The sequence below is a fragment of the Actinocatenispora sera genome, assembly GCF_018324685.1.
Classification (GTDB): Bacteria; Actinomycetota; Actinomycetes; order Mycobacteriales; family Micromonosporaceae; genus Actinocatenispora; species Actinocatenispora sera.
The window spans coordinates 4,583,970-4,602,684 of sequence record NZ_AP023354.1; the positions used below are offsets into that span (position 1 = coordinate 4,583,970).

11 protein-coding genes and 3 rRNA genes are annotated in these 18,715 nt (G+C 69.2%); 12 read left to right on the forward strand and 2 right to left on the reverse strand.

Annotated features, from left to right (window positions below):
* Positions 1 to 18: 18 nt before the first annotated feature.
* Positions 19 to 420, reverse strand: a complete 402-nt coding sequence (locus Asera_RS21865) for a MerR family transcriptional regulator (protein ID WP_084131443.1) — start codon at positions 418 to 420, stop codon at positions 19 to 21.
* A gap of 58 nt (positions 421 to 478) precedes the next feature.
* Here Asera_RS21865 and Asera_RS21870 point away from each other — a divergent pair, with 58 nt between their 5' ends.
* The 7 genes from Asera_RS21870 to Asera_RS21900 all read left to right on the forward strand — a co-directional run bounded on the left by Asera_RS21870 (position 479) and on the right by Asera_RS21900 (position 12,894).
* Entirely contained in the window at positions 479 to 1,354 is an 876-nt protein-coding gene (locus Asera_RS21870) for an NAD(P)-dependent oxidoreductase (RefSeq protein ID WP_030446085.1), read from the forward strand.
* A gap of 55 nt (positions 1,355 to 1,409) precedes the next feature.
* Complete coding sequence (gene tyrS / locus Asera_RS21875; protein WP_084131440.1) at positions 1,410 to 2,669, forward strand: tyrosine--tRNA ligase; 1,260 nt, start codon at positions 1,410 to 1,412, stop codon at positions 2,667 to 2,669.
* Positions 2,670 to 3,333: 664 nt separating this feature from the next.
* Positions 3,334 to 4,855 (forward strand): 16S ribosomal RNA (locus Asera_RS21880).
* A 357-nt stretch (positions 4,856 to 5,212) separates the two neighbouring features.
* Positions 5,213 to 8,335 (forward strand): 23S ribosomal RNA (locus Asera_RS21885).
* A gap of 90 nt (positions 8,336 to 8,425) precedes the next feature.
* Positions 8,426 to 8,542, forward strand: a 5S ribosomal RNA gene (gene rrf, locus Asera_RS21890).
* The 16S, 23S and 5S rRNA genes sit together here, the layout of an rRNA operon.
* 1,698 nt (positions 8,543 to 10,240) lie before the next feature.
* Positions 10,241 to 11,857 (forward strand): tetratricopeptide repeat protein, encoded by a 1,617-nt coding sequence (locus Asera_RS34045; RefSeq protein ID WP_051803116.1) that lies wholly within the window; start codon positions 10,241 to 10,243, stop codon positions 11,855 to 11,857.
* The gene (locus Asera_RS21900; RefSeq protein WP_212804697.1) at positions 11,854 to 12,894 is read left to right on the forward strand and encodes an HAD-IIA family hydrolase; all 1,041 of its coding nucleotides are present in this window, start codon (positions 11,854 to 11,856) and stop codon (positions 12,892 to 12,894) included. The genes Asera_RS34045 and Asera_RS21900 overlap by 4 nt, the downstream gene beginning before the upstream one ends.
* A 657-nt stretch (positions 12,895 to 13,551) precedes the next feature.
* On the opposite strand, the gene Asera_RS21905 is transcribed toward Asera_RS21900, so the two are convergent.
* Positions 13,552 to 13,890, reverse strand: a complete 339-nt coding sequence (locus tag Asera_RS21905; protein WP_030449957.1) for an SCP2 sterol-binding domain-containing protein — start codon at positions 13,888 to 13,890, stop codon at positions 13,552 to 13,554.
* Positions 13,891 to 14,009: 119 nt separating this feature from the next.
* On the opposite strand from Asera_RS21905, the gene Asera_RS21910 reads away from it, so the two are divergent.
* The 5 genes from Asera_RS21910 (at position 14,010) to recN (ending at position 18,628) form a co-directional block, all read left to right on the forward strand.
* The gene (locus tag Asera_RS21910; RefSeq protein WP_157035237.1) at positions 14,010 to 14,705 is read left to right on the forward strand and encodes a phasin family protein; all 696 of its coding nucleotides are present in this window, start codon (positions 14,010 to 14,012) and stop codon (positions 14,703 to 14,705) included.
* 6 nt (positions 14,706 to 14,711) lie between these two features.
* Entirely contained in the window at positions 14,712 to 15,065 is a 354-nt protein-coding gene (locus Asera_RS21915) for a hypothetical protein (protein WP_030449955.1), read from the forward strand.
* Between the two features lie 24 nt (positions 15,066 to 15,089).
* Complete coding sequence (locus Asera_RS21920; protein WP_030449954.1) at positions 15,090 to 15,911, forward strand: TlyA family RNA methyltransferase; 822 nt, start codon at positions 15,090 to 15,092, stop codon at positions 15,909 to 15,911.
* Positions 15,908 to 16,792 carry an NAD kinase gene (locus tag Asera_RS21925; protein ID WP_030449953.1) on the forward strand — a complete coding sequence of 295 codons (885 nt, stop codon included), beginning with the start codon at positions 15,908 to 15,910 and terminating at the stop codon, positions 16,790 to 16,792. The genes Asera_RS21920 and Asera_RS21925 overlap by 4 nt, the downstream gene beginning before the upstream one ends.
* Positions 16,793 to 16,864: 72 nt before the next feature.
* Positions 16,865 to 18,628 (forward strand): DNA repair protein RecN, encoded by a 1,764-nt coding sequence (recN, locus tag Asera_RS21930; RefSeq protein ID WP_030449952.1) that lies wholly within the window; start codon positions 16,865 to 16,867, stop codon positions 18,626 to 18,628.
* Positions 18,629 to 18,715 lie beyond the last annotated feature (87 nt).

Sequence of the window (18,715 nt, forward strand, 5' to 3'; positions counted from 1 at the left end):
CCCGCCCGCCGGTGGCTGTCAGGCGGTGACGCCGGTCGTGTCGAGATCGGCCAGTGACGCGGCGAACGGCCGGTCCCGGTTCGTGATCAGCGCGTCGAGGATCTCGCGGGCGGCGAGGAGCCGGTCCACCGACGCGGTGATGCGGTCCCGCTCGGCGCCGAGCCCGTCGATCAGCTCCGGGCAGACCGGTGTCCGCACGACGGTCGGGTCGGCGATGCACGGCAGGATCTCCGCGATCACCGCGGTACCCAGCCCGGCGGTCAGCAGCACCTGGATCTGCCGCACCGTGTGGACCGCGGTCTCCGGGTAGTCCCGGTACCCGTTCGAGCGCCGCGCGGGGGCGAGCAGCCCCTGCTCCTCGTAGTACCGCAGCGCGCGCCGGCTCACGCCGCTGCGCGCGGCGAGGTCTCCGATCTCCATGTGACCCAGTCGACCAACTCTTGACCTTCACGTCAACGTCAACCCTTAGCGTCGCGCCATGACAGACACCACCACCGCACCGGTCACCGTCCTCGGGCTCGGCCCGATGGGCAGCGCGCTCGCGACGGCGTTCCTCGCCGCCGGCCACCCCACCACGATCTGGAACCGCACGCCCGGCCGTACCGCCGCCCTCTCCGATGGCGGCGCCACCCCGGCGGACACCGTGCCCGCTGCGGTCGCCGCGGCGCCGCTGGTCGTCGCCTGCGTCCGCGACTACGCCGCACTGCGCACCGTGCTCGCCGGGGAGCGGGTCGACTGGACCGGCCGTACCCTGGTCAACCTCTGCTCCGGGCAGCCGGACCAGGCGCGTGCGTTCGCCGCCTGGGCCGGCGAGCACGGCATCAGCTACCTGGACGGCGCGATCCTCACCCCGACCCCCACGATCGGGACCGCAGCCGGCACCGTGCTCTACAGCGGCCCCGTGGAGATCTTCGCGGCGCACCGGCCGGCGCTGGCCGCGCTGGGCGGCCGTACGGTGCACCTGGGTAGCGACCCCGGCCGGGCCGCGGCGTACGAGATGTCCCTGCTCGACCTGTTCGCGACCGCGGTGCACGGCATCGCGCACTCGTTCGCGCTCGCCGCCGCGGAGCAGATCGCGCCGACCGACCTCGCCCCGTACGCGCGCGGCATCGGCGACCTGCTGCCCGAGATGATCGAGCGCGCGGCCCGGCAGTTGCGGGCGGGGGAGTTTCCCGGCGAGGTGTCGACCATCGCCTCCGCCGCGACGGCGATCCGGCACATCACCGAGACGGCCCGGGCCCACGAACTCGACACCGGTGCCCTCGACGCGACGCGCGCGCTGGTCGACCGGGCCGTCGCGGCCGGTCACGGCGGCAGCGGGCTCGGCCGTCTCGCCCTGTCCGTACCGCGCTGACCGACCTGCCGAACTACCTCGCCGGCGCCGCGCCGGATGCGGAACAATCACCACCGTGACCGACATCGTTGCCGACCTCCAGTGGAGAGGTCTCATCAAGGACAGCACCGACCCCGACGAGCTGGCCAAGCATCTGGCCAACGGGCCGGTGACGTTCTATGTCGGGTTCGACCCCACCGGACCGAGCCTGCACATCGGCCACCTGGTGCAGATCCTCACCGCGCGCCGCCTGCAGCAGGCCGGCCACCGGCCGCTGGTGCTCGTCGGCGGGGCGACCGGCCTGATCGGCGACCCGAAGGACGCCGGCGAGCGCACCCTCAACTCGCCGGAGGTCGTGGCCGGCTGGGTGGACCGGCTGCAGGGGCAACTCGCCCCGTTCGTCACGTTCTCCGGTGAGCTCGCGGCCCGGGCCGTCAACAACCTCGACTGGACCGCCGAGATGTCGGTCGTGGAGTTCCTGCGCGACGTGGGCAAGCACTTCCCGGTCAACCAGATGCTCTCCCGCGAGATCGTCCGCACCCGGCTCGCCGCCGGCGGCATCAGCTTCACCGAGTTCAGCTACCAGCTGCTGCAGTCCAACGACTTCTACCAGTTGCACCGGCGGTACGGCTGCACCATGCAGTTCGGCGGCTCCGACCAGTGGGGCAACATCACCGCCGGGGTCGACTACTGCCGCCGGCAGGGGGCCGCGGTACAGGCGTTCACCACGCCACTGATCACCCGCGCCGACGGCACCAAGTTCGGTAAGACCGCCGACGGCCAGTCGGTGTGGCTCGACCCGGCCATGACCAGCCCGTACGCGTTCTACCAGTTCTGGTTCAACACCGCCGACGGTGACGTCGACCGGTACCTGCGCTGTTTCAGCTTCCGGTCTCACGACGAGATCGAGCAGATCCTGGCGGCCGCCGCCGAACGACCCGCGGCCCGCGCCGGTCAGCGTGCCCTGGCCGAGGAGCTCACCACGCTGGTACACGGAGCGCACGAGACGGCCCAGGTGGTGGCCGCGAGCCAGGCCCTGTTCGGTCGCGGCCAGCTCGACGAGCTGGACGAGTCCACTGTGGACGCAGCCCTCCGTGAGGCGGGACTGCTCGAGGTGACCGAGCTGCCCAACGTGGCGACGCTGTTCAAGCAGGCGGGCCTGTGCGCGAGCCTGTCCGAGGCGCGCCGCGCGGTAGCCGAGGGCGGCGCCTACGTCAACAACGAGCGGGTCACCGAAGCGGACGCCGTACCGACACCAGATCGCTTGCTGCACAACCGTTTCCTGGTACTGCGTCGAGGAAAGCGGACGGTCGCCGGGGTGCAGCTGACCCGGTGAGCCGGGGACATCTCGTGGGCGCCGTCCGTCCCGTGTGGATGGACGGCGCCGGCCTGTGAGCGGAGACACCGTCCCCCGGTTTGACGAGCCGATCATGGATCGCGTAACTTACTTCTTGCCCGCGGGGAACACGGACAGGGCCGGACGCGAAAGCGGCCGGTGGCCGGCCCGGGGCGACGATCGGATTGCAAGATCTGATCGTCGGGCGGTGCGGAAGGCGTCCGGGAAGCCGGGTTTGCATCCGCGAGACCGACCATGTACTCTGGAACACCGCAGGAAGCCGGACGAGCCGGTCTACGTGCGAGATCTTGATCTTGCTCGAGACTTGGAAGGCCGGTCTGCGACCCCCAGTGAAGAGCCCAGAAACGGGTGAGCTACTCTGGGGAGGCCTAAGAGATAACGAGGCCGCTTCGCGCGGCAGGTTTCTTACGGGCATATATAGCAACATGGGAACAAGCCCCTGTGGTTGCCACGTGAGTGGTTGTCGTAGGTGTGCGTTTGTTTCTTGAGAACTCAACAGGGTGTTGAAAAGCCAGTGCATTAGTTTTGCCCCGTTGCCGCAGCTGACTGTTGTGGTTGGTTGTGGTGGGGTTCCTTTGATGCAGTTCGCCTGGTCTCTCGTCAGTGGGGGGCTGGGTGTGTTGCTGGGATTTTCTTCAAGTTTTTGGTGGAGAGTTTGATCCTGGCTCAGGACGAACGCTGGCGGCGTGCTTAACACATGCAAGTCGAGCGGAAAGGCCCTTTCGGGGGTACTCGAGCGGCGAACGGGTGAGTAACACGTGAGTAACCTGCCTTCAGCTTCGGGATAACCCCGGGAAACCGGGGCTAATACCGGGTATTCACATTGTTTCGCATGGGATGGTGTGGAAAGGGTTTACCGGCTGGGGATGGACTCGCGGCCTATCAGCTTGTTGGTGGGGTAGTGGCCTACCAAGGCGACGACGGGTAGCCGGCCTGAGAGGGCGACCGGCCACACTGGGACTGAGACACGGCCCAGACTCCTACGGGAGGCAGCAGTGGGGAATATTGCGCAATGGGCGGAAGCCTGACGCAGCGACGCCGCGTGGGGGATGACGGCCTTCGGGTTGTAAACCTCTTTCAGCAGGGACGAAGCGGAAGTGACGGTACCTGCAGAAGAAGCTCCGGCTAACTACGTGCCAGCAGCCGCGGTAAGACGTAGGGGGCGAGCGTTGTCCGGATTTATTGGGCGTAAAGAGCTCGTAGGTGGCTTGTCACGTCGGTTGTGAAAACCTGCAGCTTAACTGTGGGCGTGCAGCCGATACGGGCGGGCTAGAGGCAGGTAGGGGAGAGTGGAACTCCTGGTGTAGCGGTGAAATGCGCAGATATCAGGAAGAACACCGGTGGCGAAGGCGGCTCTCTGGACCTGTTCTGACGCTGAGGAGCGAAAGCGTGGGGAGCGAACAGGATTAGATACCCTGGTAGTCCACGCCGTAAACGTTGGGCGCTAGGTGTGGGGACCACTCCACGGTTTCCGTGCCGTAGCTAACGCATTAAGCGCCCCGCCTGGGGAGTACGGCCGCAAGGCTAAAACTCAAAGGAATTGACGGGGGCCCGCACAAGCGGCGGAGCATGCGGATTAATTCGATGCGACGCGAAGAACCTTACCTGGGTTTGACATCGCCGGAAATCCTGCAGAGATGTGGGGTCCTTCGGGGCCGGTGACAGGTGGTGCATGGCTGTCGTCAGCTCGTGTCGTGAGATGTTGGGTTAAGTCCCGCAACGAGCGCAACCCTTGTCCGATGTTACCAGCGGGTTATGCCGGGGACTCATCGGAGACTGCCGGGGTCAACTCGGAGGAAGGTGGGGATGACGTCAAGTCATCATGCCCCTTAAGTCCAGGGCTTCACGCATGCTACAATGGCCGGTACAGAGGGCTGCGATACCGCGAGGTGGAGCGAATCCCTTAAAGCCGGTCTCAGTTCGGATTGCAGTCTGCAACTCGACTGCATGAAGTCGGAGTCGCTAGTAATCGCAGATCAGCAACGCTGCGGTGAATACGTTCCCGGGCCTTGTACACACCGCCCGTCACGTCACGAAAGTCGGTAACACCCGAAGCCGGTGGCCTAACCCCTTGTGGGAGGGAGCTGTCGAAGGTGGGACTGGCGATTGGGACGAAGTCGTAACAAGGTAGCCGTACCGGAAGGTGCGGCTGGATCACCTCCTTTCTAAGGAGCGTCTGGCGGCCGAAGGGTTGTCCAGGGCCAGGCAGGAGCGGATGTCTTCTGCTGGTTGCTCGATGGTGGAGTGCTGGCTAGTTCTGTTCTGGCGACGGTTCGCGTGGTTAGTACTGTCATCTGCCTGTGGGTGGGTGGTTCAGGAAGGGGCGTGGATGCGGCTGGGATGGTCGACACCCTGTTGGGTCCTGAAGGAACAAGCGGTTGCTTGTTTTTTCGGGTTGGTTGCAGGTCCTGCATGGCCAATATACCGCTTCGGCATGTGAGTGTCGGGGGTTTGGTGTTGGTGGGGTGTGTGGGGTTCTGCCCGTTGTTTGAGAACTGCACAGTGGACGCGAGCATCTTTGTGGTCAAGTGTTTAAGGGCGCATGGTGGATGCCTTGGCACCAGGAGCCGATGAAGGACGTGGGAGGCTGCGATATGCCTGGGGGAGTTGTCAACCGAGCTGTGATCCCAGGATTTCCGAATGGGGGAACCCAGCACCAGTCATGTGGTGTTACCCGCGCTTGAATATATAGGGCGTGTGGAGGTAACGCGGGGAAGTGAAACATCTCAGTACCCGTAGGAAGAGAAAACAATAGTGATTCCGTGAGTAGTGGCGAGCGAAAGCGGATGAGCCTAAACCGGGCGCATGTGATAGCCAGCGGGCGTTGTGTGTTCGGGGTTGTGGGGCTTGCTGTGATCCTCCCGCTGGGGGGTCGGGCAGTGAGAAAGTCGTGTGCTAGCTGAAGGGTCTGGAAAGGCCTGCCGTAGAGGGTGAGAGTCCTGTAGGCGAAAGTGCGCGGCCTGTCTATGTGAGTTCCCGAGTAGCGGCGGACCCCGGAAATCTGCCGTGAATCTGCCAGGACCACCTGGTAAGGCTAAATACTCCCTGGTGACCGATAGCGGACTAGTACCGTGAGGGAAAGGTGAAAAGTACCCCGGGAGGGGAGTGAAAGAGTACCTGAAACCGTGTGCCTACAATCCGTCAGGGCTGCACCGTTGGGTGTGGTGATGGCGTGCCTTTTGAAGAATGAGCCTGCGAGTTAGTGGTGCGTGGCGAGGTTAACCTGTGTGGGGGAGCCGTAGCGAAAGCGAGTCCGATAAGGGCGTTGAGTCGCGTGTCCTAGACCCGAAGCGGGGTGATCTACCCATGGGCAGGCTGAAGCGCGGGTAAGACCGTGTGGAGGGCCGAACCCACCAGGGTTGAAAACCTGGGGGATGACCTGTGGGTAGGGGTGAAAGGCCAATCAAACTCCGTGATAGCTGGTTCTCCCCGAAATGCATATAGGTGCAGCGTCGCGTGTTTCTTGCCGGAGGTAGAGCACTGGATGGCCTAGGGGGCTTACCAGCTTACTGAAGTCAGCCAAACTCCGAATGCCGGTAAGTGAGAGCGCGGCAGTGAGACGGCGGGGGATAAGCTTCGTCGTCGAGAGGGAAACAGCCCAGATCACCAGCTAAGGCCCCTAAGCGTGTGCTAAGTGGAAAAGGATGTGGGGTTGCCGAGACAACCAGGAGGTTGGCTTAGAAGCAGCCATCCTTGAAAGAGTGCGTAATAGCTCACTGGTCAAGTGATTCCGCGCCGACAATGTAGCGGGGCTCAAGCACACCGCCGAAGCTGTGGCATTCGCACGTGTATCTGGCGAAATCTTTTGGGGTTTTGTCTAGGTGTGTGGATGGGTAGGGGAGCGTCGTGCCACGGGTGAAGCAGCCGGGTGACCGAGTTGTGGACGTGGTGCGAGTGAGAATGCAGGCATGAGTAGCGATAGCAGGGTGAGAAACCCTGCCGCCGGATGTCCAAGGGTTCCAGGGTCAAGCTTTTCTGCCCTGGGTAAGTCGGGGCCTAAGGCGAGGCCGTGAGGCGTAGTCGATGGATAACGGGTTGATATTCCCGTACCCGCGTAGAAGCGTCCCTGATGAAACTTTCTGTGCTAACCCTTGATGTTGCTGGAGGCCTTCGGGTTGATGGTGGCGGATCGGGGACCCTGGTTGGGAGTAGTCAAGCGATGGGGTGACGTAGGAGGGTAGCTGAGCCCGGCCGGTGGTTGTGCCGGGGTAAGCGTGTAGGGCGTGGTGTAGGTAAATCCGCACTGCAGATAGCCTGAGACGTGAAGCCGAGCCGATTTTGGTGAAGTCAGTGATCCCATGCTACCGAGAAAAGCCTCTAGCGAGCTTCGAGCGGCCCGTACCCTAAACCGACACAGGTGGACAGGTAGAGAATACCGAGGCGTTCGGGTGAACTGTGGTTAAGGAACTCGGCAAATTGCCCCCGTAACTTTGGGAGAAGGGGGGCCGGACGCGTGAACACCCTTGCGGTGGGAGCGTGGTATGGCCGCAGAGACCAGGGGAAAGCGACTGTTTACTAAAAACACAGGTCCGTGCGAAGTTGTAAGACGATGTATACGGACTGACGCCTGCCCGGTGCTGGAACGTTAAGGGGACCGGTTAGTTGCGTTTCGGCGTGGCGAAGCTGAGAACTTAAGCGCCAGTAAACGGCGGTGGTAACTATAACCATCCTAAGGTAGCGAAATTCCTTGTCGGGTAAGTTCCGACCTGCACGAATGGCGTAACGACTTTCCCGCTGTCTCAACCACAGGCCCGGCGAAATTGCATTACGAGTAAAGATGCTCGTTACGCGCGGCAGGACGGAAAGACCCCGGGACCTTTACTATAGCTTGGTATTGGTGTTCGGTTCGGCTTGTGTAGGATAGGTGGGAGCCGTTGAATCCTTGACGCTAGTTGAGGGGGAGGCAATCTTGAAATACCACTCTGGTCGTACTGGATGTCTAACCTCGGGCCATGATCTGGTTCAGGGACAGTGCCTGGTGGGTAGTTTAACTGGGGCGGTTGCCTCCTAAAGAGTAACGGAGGCGCCCAAAGGTCCGCTCAGCCTGGTTGGCAATCAGGTGGTGAGTGTAAGTGTAGAAGCGGGCTTGACTGTGAGACTGACGGGTCGAGCAGGGACGAAAGTCGGGACTAGTGATCCGGCACTTGCGTGTGGAAGCGGTGTCGCTCATCGGATAAAAGGTACCCCGGGGATAACAGGCTGATCTTCCCCAAGAGTCCATATCGACGGGATGGTTTGGCACCTCGATGTCGGCTCGTCGCATCCTGGGGCTGGAGTAGGTCCCAAGGGTTGGGCTGTTCGCCCATTAAAGCGGTACGCGAGCTGGGTTTAGAACGTCGTGAGACAGTTCGGTCCCTATCCGCCGCGCGCGTTGCAGATTTGAGAAGGGCTGTCCCTAGTACGAGAGGACCGGGACGGACGAACCTCTGGTGTGCCAGTTGTCCTGCCAGGGGCACGGCTGGTTGGCTACGTTCGGAAGGGATAACCGCTGAAAGCATCTAAGCGGGAAGCCTGCTTCAAGATGAGGTCTGCTGCCCCGGAGACGGGGGTAAGGCCCCCAGGAGATGACTGGGTTGATAGGCCGGAGGTGTAAGCGCGGTAACGTGTTGAGCTGACCGGTACTAATAGGCCGAGGGCTTGACTACAAGGTTGTGTGCGTCCACTGTGTGGTTCTGGAACCACGGTCAGGGCATCCCTGTGTTGGGGTGGTTGTGGCTGGCTGGTTTGTGAGATGTTTCGGTGGTTGTAGCGTGAGGGAAACGCCCGGTCCCATTCCGAACCCGGTAGCTAAGCCTTACAGCGCCGATGGTACTGCACTCGGGAGGGTGTGGGAGAGTAGGTCGCCGCCGAAGCTCACGTGAGGGCGGGTGGAACAGTGGAAGCTGTTCCACCCGCCCTTTTTCTGTGTCCTGATTCCGGTGCATGACAGCCCAACGGCGTGGCGCCGGCGCGTAGAGGAAGATGTTGCCGTGCCATCGAATGCAGACGACCGACGCCGCCAGCCGGCCCGAGACTCCGACCGTGACCAACGTGACCGCAACACCAGCGGGAACCCACGACGGGGCACTTCGCCCGCGCGGGGGCAGGGTCGGGGCGACGATGCCCGGCGCGGCGGCCAGGGACAGTACCGGTCGACCGGCGGCTATCGCGCTGGCCAGGGTGGCTCGGGCGATCGCCGCTGGGGCAACGAGCGCGGCGGCCGGGACGACCAGCGCAGCGGCGACCGGGGCGGCCAGCGCCGGGACGATCGGCAGTACGGTCGCGGCGACCGGCGGCCCGGCAGCGGTGACCGCGCGTCCGGCCGGCCCGGGGGCGACGACCGTGGGCGGCGCGAGTGGCGACCGACCGGCGGATCCGGCCGGGACGCGGGGCGGCGGGACCACGGAGGCCGGGAGGACGGGCACCGGGACCAGGGCCGACGCAACGACCTTGGCGGTCGCCCCGCTGATCGTCGGGGTGGCGACCAGCGGCGGGGCGATGAGCCTCGTCGCGGCGGCTGGAGCGGCGGCGACCGACGGCCCGACGTCGGCCGTGCCACGGGCGGATACCGTCCGCACGGCGACAGCACCGAACGGCGCGGCGCTGGATACCAGGGTGGCGGCGCGGGGCAGTATCGCGGCCGGCCGGAGGGCGGCCAGGCCCGAGGCAGCGCAGCGCGCGACGGTGGCCGCGGCGAGTTTCGCGGTGATCGGCCGGCGGCGGGCGCAGCGGGGCGCCGCGGTGGTGACGACGGTCGCTCTCCGTACCGCGACGACCGCCGAGAGGGCAGGTACGACCGAAGCGGCAGCGGTTATGCGCGGGACGACCGCGGCGCCAGGTCGGGTCACCGGGATGACCGGCGTGGTGGAGCGCGGGACGGCGGCCGTTCCGGTTCCGACTACCGCGACGATCGCCGCAGTGGCGGCCCGAGCGACTATCGGCGTGGCGCCGGTTCGAACGATCGGCGCAGTTCGGGAACCGGAGACCATGGCCGGGGAACCGACCGTCGGGGCGCCGGTTATCGCGACGCCCGGCCGGCGGGTGCCGGCTATCGCGGCGACCGCGGCTCGTCGGGCGCCGGATACCGGGAGGACCGTGGGTCCGGGCCCGGTGCACGGAGCGACCGGGGAACCGGTGCCGGATACCGGGAGGACCGGCGTGCCGGTGGTCGGCCGGACGAGCGGCGCGGCGGTGGCGCCGGATCCCGGCATGATCAGGGTGATCGACGCGGCTCGGCCGGGGACTACCGCGGTGCGCGAGGCGCCGGCGGTGGCGCGCGCCACGAGGAGCGGTCCGGTGGGTTCCGGCAGGGCTGGGGCGCCACCGGTGAGCGGCGCGGCGGGTCGGGCGGCCGTGACAGCGATCGACGCGACGCCGGGTCATCCCACCGCGACACCGGCGATCACCGTGGTGCGCGGCAGGGCGGGCGCCCGTACGACCGGCAGCGTTCGGACCGCCCGTACGACCGGCAGCGGCCAGACCGGCAGGGCGACCGCGGGTACGACCGGCGGCAGTCCGACAGGCCCCGGGCCGACGGGCCATCGGGTGATCGTCGGCAACGTCCGGAGCGGATGGTGGAGCCCCGGCCGCCGCGGCGAAGCGAGCTGGCCGGACCGGAGCCGGCACTGCCGGATGCGGTGGCGGCGCACGAGTTGTCCCGCGACGTGCGGGCCGAGCTGCGGGCGTTGTCGAAGGCGAGCGCGGACATCGTGGCGCGCAGGTTGGTGGCCTCCGGCGAGCTGTTGAACGTCGATCCGGAGCTGTCCCTGCGGCATGCCATGGCCGCGCGGAAGGTCGCCTCGCGCATCCCCGCGGTACGCGAGGCGGTCGGGCTCGCGGCCTACCGGTGCGGGCAGTGGCAGCTGGCGATGGCGGAGCTGCGCGCGTTCCAGCGGATCACCGGGCACAACACGCACCTGGCGGTGCTCGCCGACTGCGAGCGCGGGCTCGGCCGGCCCGAGCGTGCAGTGGACCTGTTCCGGCACACCGACCGGAAGTCCGTCGGTCTGGCGGAGTGGATCGAGCTGTTGATCGTTGCGGCCGGTGCGCGGCGCGACATGGGGCAGATCGCGGCGAGCGTGACGATGCTGCAGGTACCGCCGCTGGAGGTGAACGGGACCGAGGAGTGGCGCGCGCGGCTGCGGTATGCGTACGCGGACGCGCTGGAGGCGGCCGGCCGGATCGAGGAGGCGTACCGCTGGTTCGCTCGGGCGATCGAGCTGGATCCGCAGGGACTGACCGACGCGGTCGACCGGTTGCTCGCGTTGGAGGGCGTCGCGATCGACGGTGACGAGCTGCCGGACGACGACGAGGACGACGAGTTCCCGGTCACCGATGACGGGGACGTCGACGGCGCGGCCGACGCCGGGCCGGCGGCCGCAGGCACCACGGCGACCGACGAGGCTGGCCGGGGCTCCGGCCACCAGGCCGAGCACGGTGAGGCCGACGATCTCGACACCGCAGGTGCCGAGACCGACGATCCGGACATCGCGGATCTCGACGCCCCGATCGACCGCGAGATCACCGGCGGCGACGATGCCGATGATGCTGATCAGCCGAGCGCTGACGGGGGCCTCGCCGACCGCGTGGCGGGTGACACCGCCGTTGCCGATCGGGGCGCCGGCGCCGCCGTTCCGGATACTGGGGGCGTCGACGGCGGCGGGAACGTCGATCAGGCGGTCGGCGACACCGATCGAGGTGCCGAGGACGCCCAGGTAGCCGACACCTCCGCCCAGCCCGCGAACGACGCCCACAGCGCCGACGGCACTCACAACGCGGACGACAGCCGCAACGCCGACGGCACTCGCAACGCCAACGGCGCGCACAACGCCGATGACGGCGGCCAAGGCGCTGGGCACGCGGGTGTCGCCCCTGACGTCGCGGGCGAGCGCGGGGCGGTTGGACAGGCCGCCGACGCGGGTTCGGAGCCGGAGGACGTGACCGGAGCGGAGGCGGCCGACCGCCAGCCGGGCGAGAACGGGACGGCCGACGACGGGGCCCGCCCGGGCCGCACGGTGCCGCTCGCGCAGTTCTCCGATCTCGCCTCGGCGACCGACACGCCGATCTCGCCTCCGCCGGCCGGGCGTACCGCCGGGGGCCGGGTGACCGGCCCGGACACGGACGGCGGCCCGGCGGCGCCGGGTACTCCGGGTGCCGGTGCGGCGGCCCGGGGCGGGGACGCTGAGTGAGCAACGGCGCACGGTCGGCCGGTGCGCAGTCGCTGGTCTCGGCGTTCGACCTGGTACTGCTGGATCTCGACGGTGTGGTCTACCTCGGGGACAGGGTGGTGCCGGCCGCCGTCGAGTCGCTGGGCCAGGTGCGCGATCTGGGCGTCGCGGTGCAGTTCGTGACCAACAACGCCCGGCGAACGGCCGGCGAGGTGGCCGAACGGTTGCGCAAGCTCGGGGTGGATGCCGCCGGCGACGAGGTCGTCACCTCGGCGCAGGGGGCCGCCGGGCTGCTCGCCCAGCGGTACCCGGCCGGGTCGCGGGTGCTGGTGGTCGGGTCGTCGGCGCTGGCCGGCGAGGTACGCGGGGCGGGTCTGGTGCCGACCGACACGGCCGGGGAGCGGCCGGTGGCGGTCGTCCAGGGGTACGCGCCGGAGCTCGGCTGGCCGCAGCTGGCCGAGGCGGCCGTCGCCATCCGCAACGGCGCAGACTGGATCGCCACCAACCTGGACGCCACGCTGCCGTCCGAGCGAGGCCCGCTGCCGGGCAACGGGTCGCTGGTCGCCGCCGTCGCCGCGACGCTCGGCCGGCAACCGGACCTGGTAGTGGGAAAGCCCGAGCCCGAACTGTTCGAACTCGCCGTGCGGCGGAGTGCGGCGCGCCGGCCGCTGGTGGTCGGTGACCGGCTGGACACCGATATCGAGGGCGCGAATCGGGCCGGCCTGCCGAGCCTGGCGGTGCTGACCGGGGTGACGACGCCGGCCGAACTGATCGCGGCGCCGCCGCAGGTACGGCCGAGCTATGTTGCGGCGGATCTGTCCGGCCTGGTCGCCCCGCGCCGGGAGCCGGTGTCGGACGACGCCGGGGTACGGGTCGGCGGTTGGCAGGTGCGCTACGCAGGCGGCGCGGTGGAACTGACCGCAACGGACGCCGATCCGGGTGCCGGTATCGACGCCCTGACCGCGCTGTGCGCCGCGGTCTGGCGTACCGGGCTGCCGGTCCGGGCGGGTGACCGGTCGGCCGCAACGGTCCTGGCGGAACTCGGCCTGAACGGCTGAGCCTGGCCGAATCGCGATCCCGCGCGCTGCGGCCCTGGCCAGCAGCTTGTTCGAGCCGGGCGGATCCGTGTGCCCGGCACGGCGAGCCGGAACGCGGCCCGGCTGGCACGGGCTAGGGTCTGTTTCGCAAGTCCCGCGTGCCGGCTGCGGCGGCCCCGTTTGCCCGCTCGCGGCGTTGTCGCACAGCCCGTGTGCAAGCCCGGCACACGAACTGCCCTCCGCCTTGCGAGCAGACAAACAGGACTCGCCTCGCTCGGCCGGGGGCCCCGAAACAGACCCTAGTCGGGAACGGGGCCGGGCTGTCGCCATCCCGGTTTGGCCGGATGACCCGGGGACACGATTCGCGATTGTCGGGAGCGCGGCACGGCTGGCGCCGGCGAGTCGCCATCCCGGTGTGGTTGAGCCGGGGCCAGGTCCGGCTGCCGTTCGGGGATGTGGTCCGGCGGCCGCGGCGAGCCAGGGATTCGGTCGGGCTGGCGCCGGCGAGTCGCCATCCCGGTTCGGCCAGACGACCAGAGACACGATGCGCTGGTGGTCGGGAGCGCGGCGCGGAGACGTCTGCCCGAGATGCCGGAAACGCCGCGCCGTGGCGGAGCGGGCCGGTCGTGTCGGCGGTGCGGTGACGCGTCACCGTGCGTACAAGGAGCGGTGGGTTGGTCAGAGAAGTTTGCGGAGTTTGAGCAGATCGAGCACGTTTGCCTTGACCGACACTCGGCCAGCGGCCCAGGAGCGGGCGAAATCGAGCTGCCCGTCGACCATGGCAACCAGGTCGTCGCTGGTCAGCTCGATCTGGATGCGGGCCTTCGGGTCGTCACCCGGCTCGATCTCGGTGATCGCGCCGTCGTTCATCCGGCCGCGGAAGGCCACGCCGAGGTCGCGCAGTCGCAGCACCATCCTCCGATCGAGGTTGACCGTGGAGCTCAGCTCCGCGGCATGCGCGACCATCCGCTCCGACAGCGTGTCGAGCGCCTGCCGGCACTCTTCGACGGTGGCCATGGCACCTCCGATGGGGATCCGCCGCTCGAACGGCACGGTACCGCACGGGTCCGGTGGATCGCCCGGTAGCGTTCAGGGCGTACGTGCGGGATCCGTTGCCTGTACTCGAGGGGGCACGCATGCAGCAGGACGCCTGGCGCACCTACCTGGAACTCGCTCTGGGCCTGACCGAGAAACCCCGTAAACGGGCGAAGCAGGCCATCGACACGCTCGCCGCGCAGAGCGGCGCGAGCGTCGACCAGCTGCGTTCGATGACCGAGGAACTGGTCGAGACCAGCGTCGCGAACCGGGAGGCGGTCGCGAAGCTGGTTCGTAGCGAGCTGGACAAGGCGCTACGGGCGGTCGGCCTGGTCAACGCCGACCGGCTCACCGAGATGCAGTCCCGGATCGACGAGCTGGAGCACCGGCTCGCCGAGACGGAGGCGGGCGGCTCGGCCGCGACCCGGTCGACGGGAGCGGCGAAGAAGACGACCGCGGCGACGATGGCCGCGAAGCAGACGGCCGCGGCCAAGAAGGCCGCAGCCAAGAAGGCCGCGGCGAAGAAGGCCACGGCCAAGAAGGCCACGGCCAAGAAGGCCACGGCCAAGAAGGCCACGGCCAAGAAGACCGCCGCGAAGAAGAACGCCGCCACCACGGCAGCAGGCAAGGCCGCGGCACCGAGGACCGCCGCCACGAGCGCGGCGACGAAGACCGCGGCCTCGACAGCGGCCGCGGCCAAGACGGCCGGAGCGAAGAAGGCCGGAGCAAAGAAGGCCGGTACGAAGAAGACGGCGGCGGCGCGGGCGCCCGAGTCCGCGCCCGGAACCGGTGAGTGAGCGCGCATGACAGACGAACAGCAACCGGCGACACCGCGACCGGGACCGCACCTGTTCGGTGCCGGCTCGCCGGCCGTACGCCCGGTGCCCGGGGCACCGGGTCACGACGTGACGCCGGCCCGGGCCGATCCGGAGCGAGCGGCGGCGGCCGGGTCTCACGCGCCGTGGCCCGACCCGGCCGGATCCCAGGTACCGGCGTCGAGGAACGGTGGGCTGGAGCCGACCGGGGAGCCGCGGGTCGACGAGGCGCTCGCGGTACTCGACGAGCTGACGGGTTGGCCGACCGGTGAGCACGTGGCCGGGTACGAGCGGGTGCACCGGTCGCTGCAGGACGTGCTGGCCACGGTGGACGACGCATGATCGGTTTCGCGGGATCGGCCCGGTATGGCGCGTAGGTTGCGGTTGGACGCCGAGCTGGTCCGCCGTGGCCTGGCCCGGTCCCGGGAGCAGGCGGGCGAGCTGGTCGGTGCCGGGCTGGTCGAGGTGGCCGGCGTGGTGGCGCGCAAGGCGGCCACCGCGGTCGATCCGGCCATCGCGATCCGGGTGACCGACGCGGGCCCGCACTACGTGTCGCGCGGCGCGACGAAGCTGCTCGGTGCGCTGGCCGCGTTCGAGCCCGACGGACTCACCGTCGAGGGCCGCCGCTGCCTGGATGCCGGCGCGTCCACCGGCGGGTTCACCGACGTGTTGCTGCGTCACGGGGCGCGCGAGGTGGCCGCGGTCGACGTCGGGTACGGCCAGCTCGCCTGGTCGCTGCGTACCGACGAGCGGGTCGCGGTGCACGAGCGCACCAACGTCCGCACCCTGACACCGGACGCGATCGGTGGGCCGGCGCAGCTGTGCGTCGCGGATCTGTCCTTCATCTCGCTGCGGCTGGTGCTGCCGGCGCTGGTGGCCTGCCTGGAACCGGACGGCGATCTGGTACCGATGGTGAAACCGCAGTTCGAGGTCGGCAAGGACCGGGTCGGTGCCGGCGGCGTGGTGCGGGACGAGGCGCTGCGTGCCGAGGCGGTCTTGGCGGTCGCGGCGGCGGCCGACGAGTTGGGGCTCGGTGTGGCCGGGGTGACCCGGAGCCCGCTGCCGGGACCGTCGGGCAACGTGGAGTTCTTCCTGTGGCTGCGGCGCGGCGCGGGGCGCGTCGAGCCCGCCCAGGTGTACGCCGCGGCCGGCGCGACGCCGCCGCAGGCCGAAGGGGAGCACCCGTGAGTCGGGAAGCGTTGCTGATCACCCACACCGGCCGGCGGGCGAGTACCGGACACGCCCAGACCGTCGCGCAGGATCTGCTGCGCGCCGGATTCCGGGTCCGGGTGCTCGCCGACGAGGCCGGCGACCTGGGCGTGCCCGGGCTGGTACCGGTCGGGGCCGAGGAGGCCGCCGACGGGGTGGAGATCGTGTTCGCGCTGGGCGGTGACGGGACGTTGCTGCGGGCCGCGGAGCTGGCCCGGCCGGTACGGGCGCCGCTGCTGGGCATCAACCTGGGCCGGGTCGGGTTTCTCGCCGAGGCGGAGTTCGACGACCTGGACACCGCGGTCCGCGACGTGTGCCGCGGCGCGTACGTGGTGGAGGAGCGGCTGACGCTGGACGTGGAGGTGATCCGGGACGGCGAGGTGGTGGCCCGCTCCTGGGCGCTGAACGAGGCGAGCGTGGAGAAGGGTTCCCGGGAACGGATGCTCGAGGTGCTGGTCGAGGTCGACGGCCGGCCGCTGTCCCGGTACGGCTGCGACGGGGTGGTGTGCGCGACCCCGACCGGCTCGACGGCGTACGCGTTCTCCGCCGGTGGCCCGGTCGTCTGGCCCGGCGTGGAGGCACTACTGCTGGTACCGGTGAGCGCGCACGCGCTGTTCAGCAAGCCACTGGTGGCGGCACCGACCTCGACGTTCGTCGTCACGGTCGAGCCGTACACCACGTTCGCGCTGCTCAACTGCGACGGCCGGCGGATGTTCGAGCTGGATCCGGGCAGCAAGGTGGTGGTACGGCGGGGCGCCGAGCCGGTTCGGGTGGTCCGACTGCAACCGCAGCCGTTCACCGACCGGCTGGTGAAGAAGTTCGCCCTACCGGTCGACGGCTGGCGCGCGCAGCAGCGCTGACCCGGCGCGGGTCGGTCGGCGGGGCTGTCACCGACCGACCGAACTGTCGCCGGGTGCGGCTATGGTCGTCGTGTGCTGGAGGAGCTGCGCATCACCGGGCTGGGAGTCATCGACGACGCGACACTGCCGTTGGACTCCGGTCTGACCGTGATCACCGGCGAGACCGGTGCCGGCAAGACGATGGTGGTGGCCGGGCTGGGTCTGCTGTTCGGCGGCCGGGCCGACGCCGGCCGGGTCCGGGCCGATGTTGGCCGTGCCGTGATCGAGGGCCGGCTGCGCTGCTCCGGTCGGGTGGCGAAGGCGGTGGCCGCGCGGGTGAGCGAGGCCGGCGCGGAGCCGGACGAGGACGGGTCGGTGCTGCTCGCCCGGTCGGTGAGCGCGGAGGGGCGATCCCGCGCGCATGTCGGCGGGCGGTCCGTGCCGGTCGGCGTGTTGGCCGACATCGGTGCGCGGGTGCTCGCGGTGCACGGCCAGTCCGACCAGATGCGGCTGCTGCAGCCGGCGGAACAGTTGGCCACCCTGGACCGGTACGCGGGGGCCGACCACGAGAAGCTGCTGGCGCACTACCGGGAGGTGTTTGCCGCCTGGCGACGGCACGACGCGGAGCTCGCCGAGCGGCGAGCGAACGCCCGGGAGCGCAACCAGCGGGCCGACCTGCTCCGGTTGGGCCTGGCCGAGATCGGCCAGGTGGATCCGCAGCCGGGGGAGGATGTCGAGCTGCGCGCGTTGGCGCAGCGTCTGGAGCACACCGAGGGGCTGCGGGCGGCGGTCGCGGCGGCGCAGCAGGCGCTCGCCGGTGACGCCGACGATCCGACCGCCGGGACCGACGCGTCCGCCCTGCTCGGCGCGGCCCGGCACGAGCTGGACGCGCAGGCCGAGGTGGACGAGGCGCTCGGCGAGCTGTCCGGCCGGATCGAGCAGGCGGCCAGGCTGGTTTCCGATGTCGCCGGCGAGCTGGCGAGCTACACGGCGGATCTGGACGCCGACCCGGCTCGGCTGGCGCAGGTGCACGAGCGGCGGGCCGCGCTGCGCGCGCTGACCCGCAAGTACGCCGAGGACGTCGACGGCGTGCTGGCCTGGGCCGATGACGCGCAGCGGCAGCTCGCCGAGCTGGACTCGTCGGACGAGACGCTCGCGGCGCTGGAGGCGGAACGCGACCGGCTGGCCGACGAGGTGGCCGAGCTGGCCGGTCGGCTGGCGGTGTCCCGGCGGGAGGCGGCGCAACGGTTCGGGGTGGCGGTCAGCGGTGAGCTGACCGGCCTCGCGATGCCGCATGCCAAGGTGGTGGCGCAGGTGCTGGCCCGGCCGCCGGCGGCGGGGACGCCGACCGCCACGGTGGACGGCGCGCCGGCCGGCGCCGGTCCGGACGGCGCGGACGAGGTCGAGCTGCAGCTGATCCCGCATCCCGGCGCGCCGGCGCTGCCGGTGCAGCGGGGCGCCTCGGGCGGCGAGCTGTCCCGGGTGATGCTGGCCGTGGAGGTGGTGTTCGCCGGCGCGGGCGGGCCGCCGACGCTGGTGTTCGACGAGGTCGATGCCGGGGTCGGTGGCGAGGCGGCGGTGGAGATCGGTCGGCGGCTGGCGTTGCTCGCCCGGCGACACCAGGTGCTGGTGGTCACCCACCTGCCGCAGGTCGCCGCGTTCGCGGATCGTCATCTGGTCGTGCAGAAGGGTTCCAGCGGGTCGGTGACCACCTCCGGGGTGCGGGTGGTCGAGGACAGCGAGCGGGCCCGCGAGCTGGCCCGGATGCTCGCCGGGTTACCCAACTCCGACCTGGGTGTGGCGCACGCCGAGGAGCTGCTGGCGATGGCCCGGTCCGGCCGTGGCCGGCGGCGGTGAGCCACCTGGTGTGCCGTCCGCGGGCGGTATCGGGGTGATTGGCCGGATCGGTCGCCCCGACGCTGATAGATTTACATGCATGTCGCG